Origin of the sequence: Terrabacter carboxydivorans, assembly GCF_039532035.1 — a bacterium.
Taxonomy (GTDB): domain Bacteria; phylum Actinomycetota; class Actinomycetes; order Actinomycetales; family Dermatophilaceae; genus Terrabacter; species Terrabacter carboxydivorans.
In genome coordinates this window covers 166,433-184,371 of sequence record NZ_BAAARE010000002.1, presented here as the reverse complement: position 1 = coordinate 184,371, position 17,939 = coordinate 166,433, and the positions used below count along the sequence as shown (strand labels likewise).

General features: G+C 72.0%; 11 protein-coding genes. 4 read left to right on the top strand and 7 right to left on the bottom strand.

The annotated features are described in order from the left end of the window. The first annotated feature begins 107 nt into the window (after positions 1 to 107). Complete coding sequence (locus tag ABD297_RS02795) at positions 108 to 3,329, top strand: glycoside hydrolase family 38 N-terminal domain-containing protein (protein WP_344252762.1); 3,222 nt, start codon at positions 108 to 110, stop codon at positions 3,327 to 3,329. 241 nt (positions 3,330 to 3,570) lie between these two features. Here the strand turns inward: ABD297_RS02795 and ABD297_RS02790 are convergent, their stop codons facing one another. The 6 genes from ABD297_RS02790 to ABD297_RS02765 all read right to left on the bottom strand — a co-directional run bounded on the left by ABD297_RS02790 (position 3,571) and on the right by ABD297_RS02765 (position 10,001). Continuing rightward, positions 3,571 to 4,848 carry a CehA/McbA family metallohydrolase gene (locus ABD297_RS02790; RefSeq protein ID WP_344252760.1) on the bottom strand — a complete coding sequence of 426 codons (1,278 nt, stop codon included), beginning with the start codon at positions 4,846 to 4,848 and terminating at the stop codon, positions 3,571 to 3,573. Beyond that, a complete protein-coding gene (locus ABD297_RS02785; RefSeq protein ID WP_344252758.1) occupies positions 4,845 to 5,924 on the bottom strand; it encodes an ABC transporter ATP-binding protein in 1,080 nt (359 codons plus the stop codon). Before ABD297_RS02785 ends, ABD297_RS02790 begins: the two co-directional genes overlap by 4 nt. After that, positions 5,924 to 6,757 carry an ABC transporter permease subunit gene (locus tag ABD297_RS02780; protein ID WP_344252756.1) on the bottom strand — a complete coding sequence of 278 codons (834 nt, stop codon included), beginning with the start codon at positions 6,755 to 6,757 and terminating at the stop codon, positions 5,924 to 5,926. The genes ABD297_RS02785 and ABD297_RS02780 overlap by 1 nt, the downstream gene beginning before the upstream one ends. 26 nt (positions 6,758 to 6,783) lie before the next feature. Further along, a complete protein-coding gene (locus ABD297_RS02775; RefSeq protein WP_344252753.1) occupies positions 6,784 to 7,665 on the bottom strand; it encodes a carbohydrate ABC transporter permease in 882 nt (293 codons plus the stop codon). Positions 7,666 to 7,708: 43 nt separating this feature from the next. Then, positions 7,709 to 9,136, bottom strand: coding sequence for an extracellular solute-binding protein (locus ABD297_RS02770; protein WP_344252752.1), 1,428 nt, complete (start codon positions 9,134 to 9,136; stop codon positions 7,709 to 7,711). 100 nt (positions 9,137 to 9,236) lie between these two features. Then, positions 9,237 to 10,001 (bottom strand): DeoR/GlpR family DNA-binding transcription regulator, encoded by a 765-nt coding sequence (locus ABD297_RS02765; protein WP_344252749.1) that lies wholly within the window; start codon positions 9,999 to 10,001, stop codon positions 9,237 to 9,239. 283 nt (positions 10,002 to 10,284) lie between these two features. Here ABD297_RS02765 and ABD297_RS02760 point away from each other — a divergent pair, with 283 nt between their 5' ends. Further along, a complete protein-coding gene (locus ABD297_RS02760) occupies positions 10,285 to 11,358 on the top strand; it encodes a sodium:calcium antiporter (protein WP_344252748.1) in 1,074 nt (357 codons plus the stop codon). 32 nt (positions 11,359 to 11,390) lie between these two features. Here the strand turns inward: ABD297_RS02760 and ABD297_RS02755 are convergent, their stop codons facing one another. After that, the gene (locus tag ABD297_RS02755; protein ID WP_344252747.1) at positions 11,391 to 12,395 is read right to left on the bottom strand and encodes a cation diffusion facilitator family transporter; all 1,005 of its coding nucleotides are present in this window, start codon (positions 12,393 to 12,395) and stop codon (positions 11,391 to 11,393) included. 232 nt (positions 12,396 to 12,627) lie between these two features. Here ABD297_RS02755 and ABD297_RS02750 point away from each other — a divergent pair, with 232 nt between their 5' ends. Both ABD297_RS02750 and ABD297_RS02745 read left to right on the top strand, forming a co-directional pair. Continuing rightward, a complete protein-coding gene (locus ABD297_RS02750) occupies positions 12,628 to 15,171 on the top strand; it encodes a fibronectin type III domain-containing protein (protein WP_344252745.1) in 2,544 nt (847 codons plus the stop codon). 373 nt (positions 15,172 to 15,544) lie between these two features. After that, positions 15,545 to 17,917 (top strand): fibronectin type III domain-containing protein, encoded by a 2,373-nt coding sequence (locus ABD297_RS02745; protein ID WP_344252743.1) that lies wholly within the window; start codon positions 15,545 to 15,547, stop codon positions 17,915 to 17,917. Positions 17,918 to 17,939: the final 22 nt, after the last annotated feature.

Genomic DNA, 17,939 nt, shown 5'->3' with positions numbered 1-17,939 from the left:
GCGCGAACGGCATCCGCGGCAGCGGGACGTTGTCGTGCTGCCCGCGCTGGCATTGCCCACGGCGCTCGCCACGACGACGGGCACTGCGGCTGACATGATCGTGAGCCATGACCGCAACGGTGTGGCTCGTGCCCCACACGCACTGGGACCGTGAGTGGTACGAGCCCTTCCAGCGCTTCCGGCTGCGGCTCGTCGACCTCATGGACGACGTCGTCGCCCGGGCTGAGCGCGAGCCTGACTTTCGGTTCACCATGGACGGCCAGATGGCCGCGGTCGACGACTACCTCGAGGTGCGCCCCGAGCAGACCGAGGCGGTGCGCGCCCTCGTCGCCCGCGGCCAGCTGGCCATCGGCCCGTGGCGTGTCCTCATGGACGAGTTCCTGTGCTCCGGCGAGACGATGATCCGCAACCTCGAGATGGGCTGGGCCGACGCCTCACGCCTCGGACCGGTCATGCCGATCGGCTACCTCCCCGACATGTTCGGCCACTGCGCGCAGATGCCGCAGCTGCTCCGGCACGTCGGCATCGAGCAGGCCGTCGTCTACCGCGGCGTGCCCGCGGAGGTCGACAGCCACGAGTTCTGGTGGCGCTCCCCGGACGGCATCGGCATCCGCACCGAGTTCCTCGTCAACAGCTACGGCAACGCCGCCGACGTCTTCGGCAGCGGCGCGGCCGCCGAACGCCTGGCCGCCCGTCTGGCCACGCAGTCGCAGGCGTATGCCGGCGACTTCCTCGCGATGTACGGCACCGACCACGCGGCGCCCCTCCCGTCACTGATGACCGAGGTGGCAGAGCTGAACGAAGCCGCGAACGGCCTGGCAGAGGCGACCGGGCATGGGACCGCAGGTGCGACCACGAGTGGGCTCGCAGACACGACCGTGAGCGGCAACGCAGACCCGACCGTGAGCGGCAACGCAGACCCGACCGTGAGCGGGCCGCGCATCCGGGTCGCCACCCTGACGGACTACCTCGCGGAGCCGCGCCACCCCCGCGAGGCAATGCTCGTGGTCGACGGTGAGCTGCGCAGCCACGGCCGGGCCAACATCCTGCCGGGCGTGCTCTCCGCGCGGTGGCAGCTCAAGGAGGCGATGGCCCGCACCGAGCGGCTGCTGACGCGCTATGCCGAGCCGTTCGCGGCGCTGCACCTGCAGGCGCTGCCGGCGCACTACCTGGCGATGGCCTGGCGACGGGTCATCGACTCCTCGTGCCACGACTCGGTGACCGGGTGCGGTGTCGACGAGACCGCGGTGCAGGTGCTCGCGCGGCTGCAGGAGGGCGAGCACGCGGCCCAGGCCGTGCGCGACCGCGCCCTCGCGTCAGCCGAGGCGATGAGCCCGGCCGGGGCGGTCGTCCTCGCGAATCCGCTTGCCGCGCAGCGGGACGACGTCATCGAGCTCACGCTGCCCGTGCCCGAGCCCTGGGTCGGCGTCGGCTTCGAACTGCCCGACGGGCGCGTGGTACCCGCCCAGGAGATCTCGCGGCCTCCGGTCGAGCTGGCGCGCGAGATGGTCGCCGCGCCCGACCTGCCGCGGCTCATGCACCGCGTGCACGACCGCGAGCTGTTCGGCCTTCAGATGAGCCGCATCGAGGTCGACGGCGAGGCCCTGCGCCTGACCTTCCACCTCGCCGACCACGGCGACCCCGACTTCGACGCGATCGCCGCCGAGGCCCAGCTGCGCAGTGCCGCAACCGAGTCCGGTCCCGACGCCGTGTGGGACGTCGTCACCGCAGACGAGCCCCGACGCCGCCTCGCAGCCGCGATCCCCGTCCCGGCCCTCGGCTGGTCCGCCGTCCGAGTCGCCGACCTGACCCCGGCCCCGCCGACTGAGACGACCACGACAGAGGCGTCCGCGAGGACCGAACCCACAGCCACGCCGGCCGAACCGGCGGTCACGCCGTCCGAACCGTCCGCGACGACCGCGACGACCGCGACGACCGAACCGACAGTCACGCCGGCCAAATCGGCCGCGACGACCGCGACCACCGCGCAGACGGCGCCGACCACGTCCGCCGAACCGAAAGTGACGACCCAGCCGGCGAGCGGTGGCCGGTCTCGCGGCATACGACAGGGTGAGCGGGCGCTCGACAACGGTCTCGTCCAGGTCCGCGTCGCCGACGACGGGACCCTGACGGTGTCGGCCGACGGGATCACGCTGCGGGGCGTCGGAAGGCTCGTCGACGGGGGCGACCCCGGCGACTCCTACAACTACGCGCCGCCGGCGCACGACGTGCTCGTCAGCGAGCCGACGGAGGTGACGGTCACCGCCCTCGGCAGCGAGGGACCCGTGGTCGGCGCGCTGCGCGTCGACCGACGCTACGAGCTGCCCGTCACGAGCGACCTTGCGGGACGATCCGACCGGACCGAGTCCACGGCCGTGGCGATGCACGTCGAGCTCCGGGCCGGAGAGCCCTTCGTCCGGCTTCGGCTCGACTGGCAGAACCTCACCCGCGACCACCGGCTGCGCTTGCACGTCCCGACCGCCGAGCCGGCAGCCGTGTCGCATGCCCAGGGGCAGCTCGCCGTCGTCGAGCGCGGCCGCACCGCAGAGGCGGGCCCCGTCGGTGAGCACCCGCTGCCGACCTTCCCCGCTGAGCGCTTCGTCGACGCGGGCGGGGTTGCGGTGCTCCTCGGCCGGACGGTGGAGTACGAGGTCGTCGACGCCGGCGAGGACGACGGCGAGGACGACGGCGATGACGACGGCGACCGCGAAGGTGGGCGCGCTGGCGGCGGAGACGAACCAGGGGGCACGGAGCTCGCGGTGACGGTGCTGCGCTCGATCGGCTACCTCAGCCGCAATGTGCACCCGTACCGCAGCGAACCGGCCGGCCCCCAGCTGCCGACCCCAGACGCACAGGCGCTCGGACCGTGTCACGTGTCGCTCGCCGTCATGCCCCACCAGGGCTCGTGGGCCGAGGCGCGTGTCGCCGAGGCGGCGGAGGCATACCTCCACCCGGTCGTCGTGACCCGAGGCTCCGGCCCCAGTGACCGGCCGCTCCGGTCGGTCGAGGGACTGAGCCTGCACGGTGACGGTGTCGAGCTCGTCTCGCTGCGCCGCCGAGCCGACGCCGACACGGCCGTCGAGGTTCGCGTCGTCAACATGTCCGACCGGCCGACCGTCGCTGTGCTCGGGTCGGACACGCTACCGGTGACAGCCGCGCAGTCGGTCGACGGTCTCGGCCGACCCCACGAGTCTGGTGCTGGTGCCACTGACAGTGCGGGCCCGCTCGAGGTGGCGGACGGACGAGCGCGACTGCCCCTGCGCCCGTGGGAGATCGCGGCCGTCAAGGTCGAGATCGCCGCACCCCTGCGCCCACCCACGGCCGACTGAGCGCAGGCCCCAAGGTCAAGGTCGAGTGGCCCCGTCGTCGCGAGGCGAAGGCCGATCGCTCACCCAACCCCGTCCCGATCTCAGGTCGAGTGGCCCGTCGTTTGAAACCCAAAGTCGACCGGGCGCCCCCCACCACAAGCGAACAGGGTGCGTGGCCGCGTCGTCCCATTCCCACCCGTCGAGCCAGACGCCCGTCCCAGTATCGAGTCGAGTGAGCGCTCCGGCCCAGCGCTGAGGTCCGTCAGCCGCAGAGGGCGTGGACGACGCGCGCCTCGTCCTCGAGCCAGCACGGCCCGGACCACGCCGGCAACCTGAACCGGTCATCGAGCACCCTGCGCCGCGGCCTCCGCGACCCCGTCAGCAGCAGCCCCTCGGCACCGACGGCGACGAACTCGTCACCCGCACGGACCACGACCGGTCCGTCGACCGAGGCACTGACCGCGGTCCGCCCGGCCCGCACGGCGCCGACCACGTCGTCACCGGCGGCGAGCACCCACGTCGTCGGCGCGCCCGGAAGCCCGTCGTGGCCGTGCTGGTGGAAGTCGCTCCCGCCGATGGGCACCGTCCCCGGCGTCATGAGCCACCACGCCAGGGGCGCGCCCCACCCCGGCACCTGCGCCCACGACGAGTGCCACACTTCCGCCACCGCCGGCCGGTCGACGGGCAGCAGCCAGGCACAGTCCGCGGCGAGCGGGTGGTTGACCGACAGCACGCCGCCGCGGCTCTCGGCCTGGGCCGCCCACGTCTCGGGCGGGCTGCGGAAGTCGACGAGCCCGACGTCGCCGAGCACGTTGGCGTGCCCGACGTCGCGGGTCACCTCCTGCCCCGGCACGAGCACGATGCCGTATGCCGCCGCTGCCGCCGGCAGGTGGGCGTGGTGGCTCGTCGTGTTGTGGTCGGTGACGGCGAGGAAGTCGAGACCCCGCGACACCGCCAGCGCGGCCAGGCCACCGACCGAGAGGGCGCCGTCGGAGTGCACGGTGTGCGAGTGGAGGTCACCGGCGAGCCAGCGCATCCCCTCCACGTCCGGCAGACGCGATGCCGGCGCCGCACGACGTGCGGCCGAGCGACCCACGCCCGACCGACGTTCTGCGGGCGGATCGGCGGCCGCAGGAGGATCCGCCGGCTCGGCACGCCGGTGCTCGCCCACGACCGAGTCGTCGACGACCCGCACCGTGAGCTCCATCGTCACCCCGTCGACGGGCACCCGGTGCAGCCCGACGAGCACCGACCACGTGCCGGCCTCCACCGCCTGGGGCACGTAGCCCGGCGTCGCCCACCCCTGTGAGACGACGACACGGCTACGTGCCCCACCCGACCAGCCGACGTAGCCCCGAGGGCCCTCGAGACCCAGGTCGAGCACGGAGCCCGGCCCGGCGGCATACGTCATCTGGATCTCCACCGCGCCGACCTCACGTGGCACGTCGAAGGGGACCGGGCGGATCTGCGCCTCGGCCCGGTCGTCCGGCAGCCAGCGCTGCGTCAGACGCAGCAGTGTCGTGGTGGTCGCGCCCGTCATGACACCAGCAGCTCGCCGTCCTCGTCGTAGACGAGCACCCGCCCGGGGACGGGCGTGACGCGGACGGTCGAGCCCGGGTCGGGCTCGGATCCCTCTGGCACGACAGCCTGCACGCGGTGGTCGTCGTGCGTGCGGGCGGTGACGAGGACGCTGGCGCCGAGGTTCTCGCTCGTCTCGACCTCGCCCTCGAAGGCGAGCGACCCTGCCTCGTCGACGCGCGCGTACTCCGGCCGGAAGGCCACCGTGACGGCGCCGTCCCGGGCGCCGTCGCCGACCCACCCGGCGGCCAGGGCGTCGACCGGCTCCCGGTCGCCGACCCGCAGCTTCCCGCCGACGAGCTCCCCCGGCAGCATGTTCATCGGCGTCGACCCGATGAAGTTCGCGACGAACGTGTTGGCGGGCCGGCGGAAGATCTCCGACGGCGTGCCGAGCTGGCGGATGCGGCCGGCCTCCATGACGGCGATCTGGTCGGCCATGGCCAGCGCCTCGCTCTGGTCGTGGGTGACGAAGACCGTCGTGACGTCGAGGTCGCGCTGGAGCCGCTTGAGGAAGGTGCGCGCCTCGAGCCGCAGGCGGGCGTCGAGGTTGCTCAGCGGCTCGTCGAGGAGGAAGACGTCCGGCTGGCACGCCATCGCCCGGGCGAGCGCGACGCGCTGCTGCTGGCCGCCGGAGAGCTCACCGGGGCGGCGGTCCATGAGCGCCGAGAGCCCGAGGCCCTCGCCGGTCTCGAGCGCCTTGGCGGCACGCTCGGAGCGGCCGACCTTCTTGATGCGCAACGGGTAGGCGATGTTGTCGGTGACGCTCATGTGCGGGAAGAGTGCGTAGTCCTGGAAGACCATCGCCACGTTGCGGTCGCCGGGCGTCAGGCGCGTGACGTCGCGGTCCCCGATGCTGATCGAGCCGCCCGTCGCGTCCTCGAGCCCGGCGATGGTGCGCAGCAGCGTCGTCTTGCCGCAGCCGGACGGGCCGAGCAGCGCGAAGAACGAGCCGTCCGCCACCGTCAGCTCGAGCCCGTCGATGGCGGTGACGTCACCCGGGTAGACCTTCGTCAGTCCGTCGATGTGGATGCTGGCCATCAGCTCTTGATGCCTCCATGGAAGCGGAACCCGTAGCGCCGGTTGACGAACAGGTAGAGCGCCACGACCGGCGCCGCGTAGACGAGCGAGAACGCCGAGATGAGAGGGAGATTCGCCTGCCCGCCCTCGGAGTAGAAGGTGTACATGACGACGCCCGCGGGCAGCTTCGTCGGGTCACGCAGCAGGATGTAGGAGGTGAGGAAGTCGCTCCACACGTTGACCAGCGCCCACACCGCGATCGTCGCCAGCCCCGGCCGCACGATCGGCAGCACGACGTGCCGCAGCACCTGCAGCGGCGTCGCCCCGAACACGCGGGCGCTCTCCTCGTAGGACTTGGGCGTCGCGTCCATGAAGTCCTTGAGGATGAAGATCGCCGCCGGCAGCAGCCCACCGGTCAGCACGAGGATGACCCCGGAGCGGTCGTCGACGAGGTTGAGCGCGAACATCAGCTGGAAGATCGGCACCATCGCCGCCGTGCCCGTGACGATCGAGCTGAGCAGCAGCAGCCCGTAGAGGATCGTGTTGCGTCCCGGGATGCGCACCCGCGAGAGGGAGTATGCCGCGAGCGCCGCCATCGCGGTCACGCCGAGCATGGTGCCCACCGCGAGGTAGACGGAGTTCTTGAGGGAGGAGAACGCGTACGGGTTCTCCGAGAGCTTGCGGAAGTTCTCGAGCGTCCAGTCGGGCCAGCTGACGTCGAGCCCCGGGTGGGAGTTGAACGGGGCCGTGACGAGCCAGAGCATGGGCAGCGCCCAGAAGGCGATGGCGGCGGCCACGAACGCGACGATCGCGAGACGCCCCACGACCGAACGGGCGCGGATCGGTGTCCCCACGGATGACCTCGTCCTCGTCCGCGCGCTCATCGTCGCTCCCGGAGCAGGCGCACGTAGAAGAGCGCGATGACGAGGTTGATGACCAGCATGATGAAGGAGATGGCCGAGCCGTAGCCGAGCTGGCCGCCGTAGAGCGCCTTGTTGTAGATGAAGACGGGCAGCGTCTCGCTCGCGTGGTTGGGGCCGCCCGCCGTGAGCAGATAGGGCGAGAAGTCGTTGAAGGTCCACAGGCTGATGAGCAGCGTGTTGGTCAGCACGTGCCCGCGGATGTGGGGCAGCACGACGTCCCGCAGCTGCGCGAACGTGCCGGCCCCGGCGAGCCGGGCCGACTCGAGCTGTGACGGCGGCACCGCGCCGAGGGCGGCGGAGAAGAGCAGCATCGAGAAGGCCGTGCCGCGCCAGGTGTTGAAGACGATGATCGAGGCCATCGGGTGCTCGAGCAGCCAGTCGGTCCCGGAGGTGTGCAGCAGGGCGTTGAGCGTGCCGCCGTCACCGGAGAGGTAGGCCACCCAGAGGAAGGCGACGATCGAGCTGGGCAGGATCCAGGCCAGCAGGACGAGCGCCTCGACCCCGCCACGGACGAGGCGCGGCACCGCGCGCAGGGTCCACGCGAGCGCGAAGCCGGCGACCGTCTGCCCGATGATCGCCGAGCCGAGCACGAAGAGCAGCGTCAGCCACAGCGAGTTGCGGAAGTCCGGGTCGACGAGCGCCGCGCGGTAGTTGTCGAGCCCGACGAACTGCGGGTTGGCCGCCTGGATGCCGGTGAGCCGGTAGTCGGTCATGCCGAGGTAGACCGTCCACACCGCCGGGACGACGAGGAAGGCCGTGACGAGGATGAGCGCCGGCGTGACGAGCCCCACGGCACGCCGGCGCCCCAACCCCGCCGCGTCGACCGACGTGACGGTCACCGGGCACCTGCCTCCCCCTGCAGGGGCAGGTGCCCGGTCGTCGTCATGATGACGACACCTTGTCCGCGCCTCCGACCGCCTTCTCTACCGCGGCGGCGTAGGCCTTGGCGGCCTCGTCGACGCTCTTGCCCGACACGATGTCGGCGGTGGCCTGCTGCAGGGCTTGCGAGACCTGCGGGTAGACCGCGAGGCCGGGCCGGTAGTGCGTCACCGGCAGGACCTTCTGCGAGACGAACGACAGGAACGGGTCCTTGGAGAGGACCTGCGCGTTGACGTCCTGGCGGGCGGTGATCTTCGCGGAGCCGTGGAGCAGCGCGTTGATGGCGTCCGGGGAGCCGATGAACTGGAGCAGCTCCCACGCCTGCTGCGGGTACTTCGTGTTCGGGTTGAGGAAGTAGCCGCCACCACCGGACATCGACACGTCGTTGCTGCCTCCGACGCCGCTGCCGGGCTCACGCGCGGGGATGAACGCCCAGCCGACGTCGCTGTCGCGCGAGGCCATCGGCGCGTCACCGTTGTCGGGGTTGATGACCGAGCGCCAGAAGTAGTCGCCCTCGAGCAGGATGCCGACCTTGCCCGCGGCGAAGGCCGCGAACGACTGGTCCCGGCCCTTGGCGGCCTGCTGGAAGTTCTTGTTCTCCAGCCCCTGGTCGAGCAGCTGCTTGTAGAAGGTCAGGACGTCGCGCACCGCCTTGGTGTCGCCCTGCCACTTGCCGCCGGAGTAGATCTCGGACCCGGCCCCGACGAGCAGGGGCAGCACGCCCTGCATGGTCGTCGCCTCACCCATGGCGGTGCCGGCATTGATCTGGATCGGGCTGACACCCGAGATGGACTTGAGCTTCATGCCGGCGTCGACGATGTCCTGCCACGACTTCGGCTGCCAGTCGGCCGGCAGCCCGGCCTGGGCGAAGAGCTTCTTGTTGAAGTAGAGGACGCGGCCGTCCGTCCCAGCCGGTATGCCGTACGTCTTGTCCTCGAAGGAGGCATTGGCCTGCACCGCCTTGGGGATCTGCGACCAGCCCTCCCACGAGGTGACGCCCGGCCCCACCACGTCGGTGAGCGGCTTGAGGTAGCCGGCCTGCGCGAACTCACCGACCCAGATGCCGTCGAGGGCCATGATGTCGGCGCCCGCGCGGCTCTTGAGGTCGAGGGCCACTTTGGTCTTGTACTGCTCGTCGTCGACACCGGACGGCTGGAAGGTCACGGTGACGTTGACGCCCTTGGCCTTCTGCTGCTTGGTGAAGGTGGGGATGACGTACTTGGCGTACCAGTCGGCCTCGTCGGCGTTCTTGCCCCCGGCGATGGAGTTGGACGTGATCGTCAGCGTCACGTCCTTGGCGCCGGCGTTCTGCGACGGGCTGGTGCTGGCGGAGGAGCTGCGGTCGCAGGCGGCGGCCCCGACGAGCGCGAGAGAGGTCGCGACGACGGCCAGCACGCGCTTCCGGACACCGTGGGTCGTGGTGGGTTTCATCGGATGAGCTCCTTCTCTGGGGGTGGTGGAAGGTTCGTGCGACGTGATCGTGGGTGGCGCTGCGCCGGCGAGTGGGCAGGCAGACAGGCCCGGAGGTGGGTCAGGTGAGCAGCACGTCCGTGCCGCGGGAGCGGGCGATCTCGAGGGTCGGGTGGTGGGGGTCGGCGTTGGTGATGAGGGTCGAGACGGCGCCGAAGTCGCAGACCCGGATCGAGCCCTGGCCGGGGAGCTTCGTGCGGTCGGCGAGCAGCACCACGTGGGCGCTCGCCTCGAGCAGCAGCCGCTTGGTGGGCACCTCGACCGAGGTCGTGTCGAGCACCCAGCCGTGCTCGTCGACGCCGCTCGTGCCGAGGAAGACCGTCGAGGCGCGCACGCGGCGCAGCGCCTCCTCGGTGAGCGGCCCGACGAGGGAGTGGTAGGCGCGGCGCAGCGACCCACCGAGCAGGACGATGTCGACGGCCGGGTCGCCCCGCAGCGCGTCGAGCACGGCGAGGCTGGGCGTGATGACCGTGATGGGGCGGCCCTTCAGCTCGCGGGCCAGCGCGCCGGTGGTGGTGCCGATGTCGAGCAGCACCGTGTCGCCGTCGTGCACGAGCTCGGCCGCGCGCCGGGCGATGGCCTGCTTGTCGGCGGCCGCGTCGTCGGCGACCTCCTCGTAGGGACGGTCCACCTCGCCCGGGCCCTCGACGCCTGCCAAGGGCGCGGCGCCGCCGTGGACGCGCCGCACGAGACCGGCGTCGGACAGCTCGGCGAGATCGCGGCGGATCGTCGCGGCCGAGACCCCCAGGCGCACGACGAGGTCCTGCACGGAGACGGCCCCGTCTCGTAGCTCGTCGGTGATGGCCCGATGCCGCGCGTAGCGCACACCAGCACAGTGACACATCGATGATCGAAATTGCGCGTTGCTGAGCAGCCAATGCGCATTTCGTGACCTGGGAGCGGCCCATCGAGCACCACCCGCACGGCGGACCGCCCGCCTGGCCGGTCGGGTGAAGCAGGCGGACGCGGCAACCGAGGTGGTCGTTCCGGAGGGCGCTCGACGGGTGGGCGAGCCGGCCGACCACGAACTCAACGGGCCCGACGGGAGTGCGCACGCGGCATACGCCCGCTTTGAGGTTGTTGCCAAGGTTCGTTCATACGGTGAGGAGGTGAACCTGCTCCCGCACCTGCCGTTGTGGACCGAGCTGCTCGTCTTCGTCGGGAGCGCCGGCGTGATCTGGCTGGCCGGGATCCCGCTGTCGAACTACACCGACATCCTCGCCGACCGGCTCCACCTCGGGCAGGCGCTCGGCGGGCTCATCCTTCTCGCCGTCGCGACCAACCTGCCCGAGATCGCCATCACCTACAGCGCCGCCGCGAGCGGCCACCTCGACGTCGCGGTGAGCAACATCCTCGGCGGCATCGCGATCCAGACGGTGGTGCTCGTCGCCCTCGACGCCTTCGGTGTGCGCGAGCGCCGGCCGCTGACCTACCAGGCCGCGAGCCTCGTGCTCGTCATCGAGGGCGCGATCGTGCTCGCGGTCCTCGTGGTCGTCGTCATGGGCACACAGCTGCCGAAGAACCTCGTCGTCGCGCGCCTGTCACCCGACGTCGTGCTCATCGCGGTCGTCTGGGTGGTCGGGCTGATGCTGACCCAGCGCGCCGGGTCGGCGCTGCCGTGGTCCAACAGCGGTGAGGCGCCCGACAGCCAGCCCAAGCCTCGCGGCCACTCGAAGAAGAGCCGCTCGGACGACGCGACCCGTCGGGGTGTCAGCACCACGCGCGTCGTGCTCGTCTTCGGCGCGGCAGCGCTCGCCACCCTCGTCGCCGGGGCGCTCGCCGAGGAGAGCGGGTCCGCGGCCGCCGACCAGGTCGGCCTCTCGGGGGCGCTCTTCGGCGCCACCGTCCTCGCCGCCGCCACCTCGCTCCCGGAGCTCAGCACCGGGCTCACCGCCGTGCGGCAGGGCGACTACAAGCTCGCCTTCGGTGACATCTTCGGCGGCAACGCCTTCCTGCCCGTGCTGTTCCTGCTCGCCGTCCTCGTCTCCGGCAAGGCGGTCCTGCCCAACGCGCACGCCGCGGACATCTACCTCACCGGCCTCGCCGCGCTGCTGACGATCGTCTACATGGCCGGGCTCGTCTTCCGGCCGGCCAAGGAGCACGCGCGCCTCGGCATCGACAGCATCGCCGTGCTCGTGCTCTACGCCCTCGGCGTCGTCGGGCTCGTCTTCCTGCCGCAGTAGGCCGGTGGCCTCCGACGGTGCCGCCGCGCGGGTCAGGACATCCGGCCGCCGGCCGGCCGCGTCTCCGGCGTGGCCGCCTCGTCGGGGTCGAGCGTCGGGGCGTCGCTGCGCGACAGCGTGACCATGGCCCGCTCGACGAGCTCGTGCTCCTCGATGCGCCGGCCGAGCTCGGCCAGGCGCCCGGCGAGCAGCGACTCCGTGTCGTCGCCCGTCAGGTCGACCGCGGCCACGAGGAAGACCCGTCCCGGACCCACGAACTCCAGGTGCAGGAAGGTGACCCGCTCGACCTCGTCGCTGCCGTTCAGCTCGTCGTAGGCCTGGCGCCACAGCTCCGGCCGCACCGCCTGCCCGACGAGGTAGTCGCGGTTGCGGCCGATGAGGAAGATCGCGACGACACCGAGCAGCAGCCCGACGAGGATCGAGCCGAGCGCGTCCCACACCGCGTTGCCCGTGATCTGGTGCAGCGCGATGCCGATGCCGGCGATGACGAGGCCGACGAGCGCCGCCGCATCCTCGGCGAAGACCGCGCGCAGCGTCGGGTTCGAAGTGTTGGCGATGAACTTCAGCGGCCGCAGCCCGCGCGCCCTCGCCTCGGCCCGGGTCTGCCGCGTCGCCTGGACGAACGACACGCTCTCGAGCACGAAGGCGATGGCGAGCACCGCATACGCCCACGTGTACGACGTCTCCGGCTCCTCGTGCCCGAGCACCGAGATGCCGTGCCACACCGACACGACGGCGCCCGCCCCGAAGAGGCCGAACGCCGCGAACATCGACCAGACGTAGGCCTCGCGCCCGTAGCCGAACGGGTGGGTCGCGTCGCGCGGCTTGGCCGCCCGACGCTCGGCCGTCAGCAGGAAGATCTCGTTGCCGGCGTCGGCCCAGGAGTGCGCCGCCTCCGCGACCATCGACGCCGACCCGGTGATGACGGCGACCACCGACTTCGCGATCGCGATGAGGGTGTTGGCCGCCAGTGCGATGAGCACGGTGGTGAGGCTCTCGCTCTTCTGGCCCTGCTCGTGCTCCGCGGTCTGCGCCATGCTCGTCAGTCTTCCGGTCGGGGGTCACCCGCTCAAGGGGCGCGCGAAGGCGTGCGAGGGGGCACCGGACGGCATACCCGAGAGGGCGTATGCCGTCACGCGGGCGCCGTGCCCACCCGACGTCGGTCGTGGGCTCGCCAACCGGCTCCCCCGTTCGCCGCCGCGCGGGGTCCTGCGCTGGCTACGATGCAGCCGGCCGGCATGGCGCCGGCCGCAGTCGACAGGGGAAGTCGTGGCCGCGCCGCACCGTCACCGCCATCTGACCGCGCGCGTCGTCGCCGGTCTCGCCGCCTCGCTCACGGTCGCCGTCACCGCCGTGACGCTGTGGGGTGCCGCGCCCTCGAGCGCGACCCCGGCAGCCACGGCCGTCACCTCCACGACGAACACGGAGACGGCCACCTCGACAGCTACCGCGACGTCCACCCCGACCGCGACCGACACGGCGACGGCGACTGACACGGCCACCCCGACGACGACCACCAGCACGACGACGCCACCGAGCGACGGCTACGTCCGATGGACGCGGATCTCTCCCAGCACGACCTCCGTCACCCTGACCTGGACGGCCTACCACGCCTCGACCTTCATGGTCCGGCGCGATGACGGCACCGGCACCCCCACCCCGGCGAGCGGCACGCTCGTCTACTCCGGCAACGAGCTCCGCGCCGTCGACACCACCGTGACGCCCTGGACCCGGTACCGCTACGCCGTGTGGGCCGAGGACGGCGCCGGCGGATACCTGCAGCCCGCGGTGACGACGACGACCACGTCGGTCCAGCCCGTGGCCGGCCTGAGCGCCACCGGGACCTCGGCCACCACGGCCGCCCTGACCTGGACCGCCCCGACCGACCCGGGCGTCGCCGCCGTCGTCGTGACGCGCATCGGTCCGCTGGGGGCGCTCCACACCGTCTACTCCGGCACCGGGACCACCGCGACCGACTCCGGCCTGCTTCCCGGCTACGTCTACTCCTACACCGCCGTCGCGCAGGACGCGTCGGGACGGTCGGGCTCGGCCGGCAGAGCCGTCGCCCTGGTCACCTCGCGCACGTGGACGACGACCGCCGCGAGCCCGTATGCCGGATGGCCGGGCGCGATGGCCTGCGCCTCGAGCACGTGGTGCATGGCGGTCGACAACACCGGCTCGTACCAGGTGATGTCCGGCACGACGTGGTCCAAGGCCGTGGCCGCCTTCGGCATGTCGCCGGACCCGGAGTGGGAACCCGTCATCTCATCCCTGACCTGCCCTGCGGCAGGCCGCTGCTCGGCCATCCGCTCCGGTCGTGTCGTCGAGTTCAGCAACGGCGGCTGGCGGTCGGCGGGCTCCCCGTCGTCCGGCTGGACCTCTCTCGACTGCCCGAGCACGACCTCCTGCATCGCGATCCGGCGCGACGGCTGGTCGACGACCCGGGTCGGCACGACGTGGACCGCCCCGGTCCGCATCGGCACCCTGCGCGGCGTGGACTGGAACGACGTCGCCTGCCAGGCCGCAGGCCGGTGCTTCGCCATCGCGACGGGCAGCACGACCTACAGCAGCTGGCGCGGCACCCTGGCGGGAACCGCTTGGAGCACCGGCTTCCTCACCGGCTACCAGACCGGGAGCCTGACGAGCATCTCCTGCTCCAGCAGCAGCTGCCTCGCCCTCGGTGAGCGAGTGCGCGTCATGGTGTCGGGGTCGACGTGGTCGGTGAGATCCCTGGAGCCCAGCACCTACATCGGCAGCACGAGCCAGGTCTCGTGCGCCACGCCCACGCTGTGTGTGGCCCTCAACTTCGACAGCGTCGAGCGCTGGTCCGGCGGGTCCGTGGTCGAGCGCTCCAGGCTCAGCGCCAACATCGGTCAGGTCCGGTCGGTGTCGTGCCCGCGCACCGGCGGCGCGTGCTTCGCGGTCGACGACCGCGGCCGCTTCTACCGCTGGACCCCGACCACGCACTGGGTGCTGCTCGGCACCTACGACCAGACGACCGGCGGCGTCGGGCGGATCGGCTGCCGCACGGCGGACTCGTGCTTCTTCGTCGACCGCAACGGCTGGCTCGTCGGGTGGAACGGGGCGACGTGGACGCGCTCGGGGAAGTACTTCACCCAGCCGGCGACCGTCGAGTGCTCCGGCACCGGCTTCTGCATCGCCGTCGACAGCATCAACAAGGTCTACCGCGTGTGGTCCGGCGGTGCCTGGGGCGCCTCGAAGCCGATGCCGCTCGCCGCTGCCGACCTCTCGTGCGCGAGCCCGACGCTGTGCCTCGCCGTCGACGAGCAGGGCCGCGTCACCCGGTTCACCGGTTCCGGCTGGTCCACACCGGTGGCTGCCCTGACGTCGCAGTGGAACGACGCCCCGCGGGTCTCGTGTCCCACCGGCGGTCCCTGCATGCTCCTCTCGTCGAACGGCAGCTACCGGCAGTACTCCGGCTCGGCGCTGACGGCGACGAAGCAGCTGCCCTCGACCTTCCCCGCGCTGGGCTCACTGCTGTCGTGCGGCAGCCCGACGATGTGCATCGCCGTCGTCGACTCCGGCGACTGGGCACAGTGGAACGGCTCGACATGGACGATCCACCCGCAGGACTTCACCGCCTACCGCCTCGGCACGCTGGCGTGCGTCTCCGCCGAGCAGTGTCTGGCCACCTACGGCTACAGCAACGACGACGTTCCCGTGACGTGGACCCTGGGCGGCTGGGCGGCGGGCCTCCCCTCCTACCCGCCGGACGGGCACGGCCGGCCCGAGTGCGTCTCACTCGAGACCTGCTTCATGGCCGGCACGACGACCGTCTCCCGCTCCAGCTGAACCGGGACGCGGCGCCCGACGTGTGCCGGGAGGCGCCGTCGGGTGCCTCGCCTCGCGCCGCCGGACGGTCGGGCCAATCACCTCCGCGCGCCGTCGTGCGGACGTTACGATCACCGCGGCCGGCACAGCGCCGGCCGCAAGACGACAGGGGAAGTCGTGGTTTCGCCGAACCATCATCGCCCTCGCAGGTCGCTCGTCCCGAGTCCTCGCGCTGGCCCTGACCGCCGCCACCCTCGTGGCGGGTCCCGCGGCCTCCGCCGCCGAACGCACCCTCGCACCCACAGCGAGCACCGCTACGAGCAGCACCACGAGCACGGCCACGCCCTCACCGGCGACCGCGCCACCGACCTCGACCACGCCACCGACCACCTCTGTGCCCTCCACGTCGAGCTCGACAGCACCTGCGACCTCGAGCTCGACCCAGACCTCGACCCCGAGCCAGACCTCGACCTCGGGCGCTGTCGACCCGTCGGTGTCGACGCTCACCGCCACGCCGGGCTCGACGTCGGTCACGTTGTCGTGGTGCTGCGCCACGACCCCGGCGCGCACCTACACGATCCGGCGCGACGACGGCACCGGCACCCCGACCCCCAGCAGCGGCACGCTCGTCTACGAGGGTGACGCCCTCGGCGTCGTCGACCAGGGCCTCGAGCTCTGGAAGCAGTACCGCTACGTGCTCTGGGCCGCGGACGGTGCCGGTGGCTACCTCGCCCCGAAGATGATCGTCACCTCGACCCGCCTGCCGGTCGTGACCGGGCTGCAGGCGAGCGCCGCGAGCGCGACGAGCGCGAAGGTCACCTGGGACGCACCGACGGACCCCTCGGTCGCGGCGGTCGTCATCACCCGCACGGACGCCCGGAACGTCGCGCGTGACATCTACACCGGAACGGCCGCGGAGGTCACCGACACGGGCCTGGTTCCGGGCATGGCCTACACCTATACGGCGCACCCGAAGGACGCGTCCGGCCGCTACGGACAGATCAGCGGCTTCGTGCGGCTGACCGCCCAACGCACCTGGATGACGAGCACCGTCAGCCCGTTCGTCGGCTGGCCGGGTGCACTGGCGTGCGCGACGGCGACGTGGTGCATGCAGGTCAACAACGACGGCACCTACCAGGTCATGTCCGGCACGAGCTGGTCGAAGCCGGTCGCCGCCTTCGCGGGCACCGGGCACCCGGGCATCGCCCTGTCGGTCGTGACGTCCCTGACGTGTCCGGCCGCGGGGCGGTGCTCGGCCATCCGCTCCGGTCGTATCGTCGAGTTCGACAACGGCTGGCGCTCCACCGGCTCCCCCTCCTCCGGGTGGACGTCGATCGACTGCCCCACCACGACGTACTGCCTCGCGATCCGGGTCGACGGCTGGTCGACGGCCCGGGTCGGCACGAGCTGGACCACCCCTGCCCGCATCGGCACCCTCAAGGGCGTCAGCTGGTCCGACGTCGCCTGCCAGGCCGCAGCCCGCTGCTTCGCCGTCGCGGGCGGCAACGCGACCTCGAGCAACTGGCGCGGCACCCTCACCGGTTCCGGCTGGAGCACGGCCTACCTCGGCGGCAGCCAGCAGGGACACCTCGCCCGGATCTCCTGCTCCGCCACCACCTGCCTGGGCCTGGGCCACCGGACTCGTGTCACGGTGTCGGGCACCACGTGGTCCATCTCGGCGCAACCGTCGCTCGACCCCTCCGAGGACTACACGAACGACCTGTCGTGCGGGGCGCCGTCGCTGTGCGTGGCCCTCAACTACGGCAACGTCTCGCGGTGGTCGAGCACGGGCCTGCTCGAGCGCACCCGGCTCAGCGCCGGCATCGGAGAGATCGCCGGCGTCTCGTGCCCCCGCACGGGTGGCGTCTGCTTCGTGGCCGACGACCGGGGCCGCCTCTACCGCTGGACGTCGACGACGCGCTGGGTCCAGGTGGCGACGACCGTCCAGACGACGGGCGGCACCGGCAGGATCGGCTGCCGCGACGCCGCCTCGTGCTTCTTCGTCGACCTCAACGGCTGGATGGTCGCGTGGAACGGCTCGGCGTGGACCCGGTCGGCCAAGTACTTCACCCACCCCGCCATGGTCGAGTGCGCAGGCAGCGGCTTCTGCATCGCCGTCGACCCCACCGGCCGCGTCCATCGCGTCTGGTCCAACGGGTCGTGGGGAGCGTCCCGGACCATGCCCCTCGCCCCTGTGGACCTCTCCTGCAGCGGGCCGACCCTGTGCCTCGCTGTCGACGTGGACGGGCGGGCCTCCCGCTTCGACGGGGCCGGCTGGTCGACACCCGTCGCGGCTCTGGCAGACCCCTACGCGGGAGGGCCGCGGGTCTCGTGTGCCGTGGGCGGGCCGTGCATGCTCGTCTCGTCGCAGGGCACCTATCGCCGCTACGTCGGCGCGAGCCTGACGGCGACGGTCCGCTTCCCGTCGGCCGTGGCCGCCCAGAACAGGCTGGTGTCGTGCGGAGCACCGTCGTCGTGCATCTCGGTCACCTACGACGGCAGCTGGGCGCAGTGGGACGGTGCGACCTGGACGCCCCACCCTGCCGACGCGGGATCCGGCTGGTTCGGCTCCCTGACCTGCCTCACGGCGTCGCACTGCGTGGCCACGCACCAGTTCAGCAACGACTGGCAGGTCACGGTGTGGAACTCCGGGCAGTGGGGGTTCGGCGGCACCTACGCGCCGAACGAGGTCCCCTCGGCCGCCGAGTGCCCGACGATGGAGGCGTGCTTCGTCGCCGGTGGCACGACGGTCTCCCGCTCGAGCTGAGCGGGAGACCGTCGGACCGGCC

Excerpts from the sequence above, each read along its gene's own strand:
- ABD297_RS02795 (WP_344252762.1), top strand. The coding sequence starts at position 108 with ATGACCGCAACGGTGTGGCTCGTGCCCCACACGCACTGGGACCGTGAG.
- ABD297_RS02755 (WP_344252747.1), bottom strand. The coding sequence starts at position 12,395 with ATGGCGCAGACCGCGGAGCACGAGCAGGGCCAGAAGAGCGAGAGCCTC.
- ABD297_RS02770 (WP_344252752.1), bottom strand. The coding sequence starts at position 9,136 with ATGAAACCCACCACGACCCACGGTGTCCGGAAGCGCGTGCTGGCCGTC.
- ABD297_RS02785 (WP_344252758.1), bottom strand. The coding sequence starts at position 5,924 with ATGGCCAGCATCCACATCGACGGACTGACGAAGGTCTACCCGGGTGAC.
- ABD297_RS02790 (WP_344252760.1), bottom strand. The coding sequence starts at position 4,848 with ATGACGGGCGCGACCACCACGACACTGCTGCGTCTGACGCAGCGCTGG.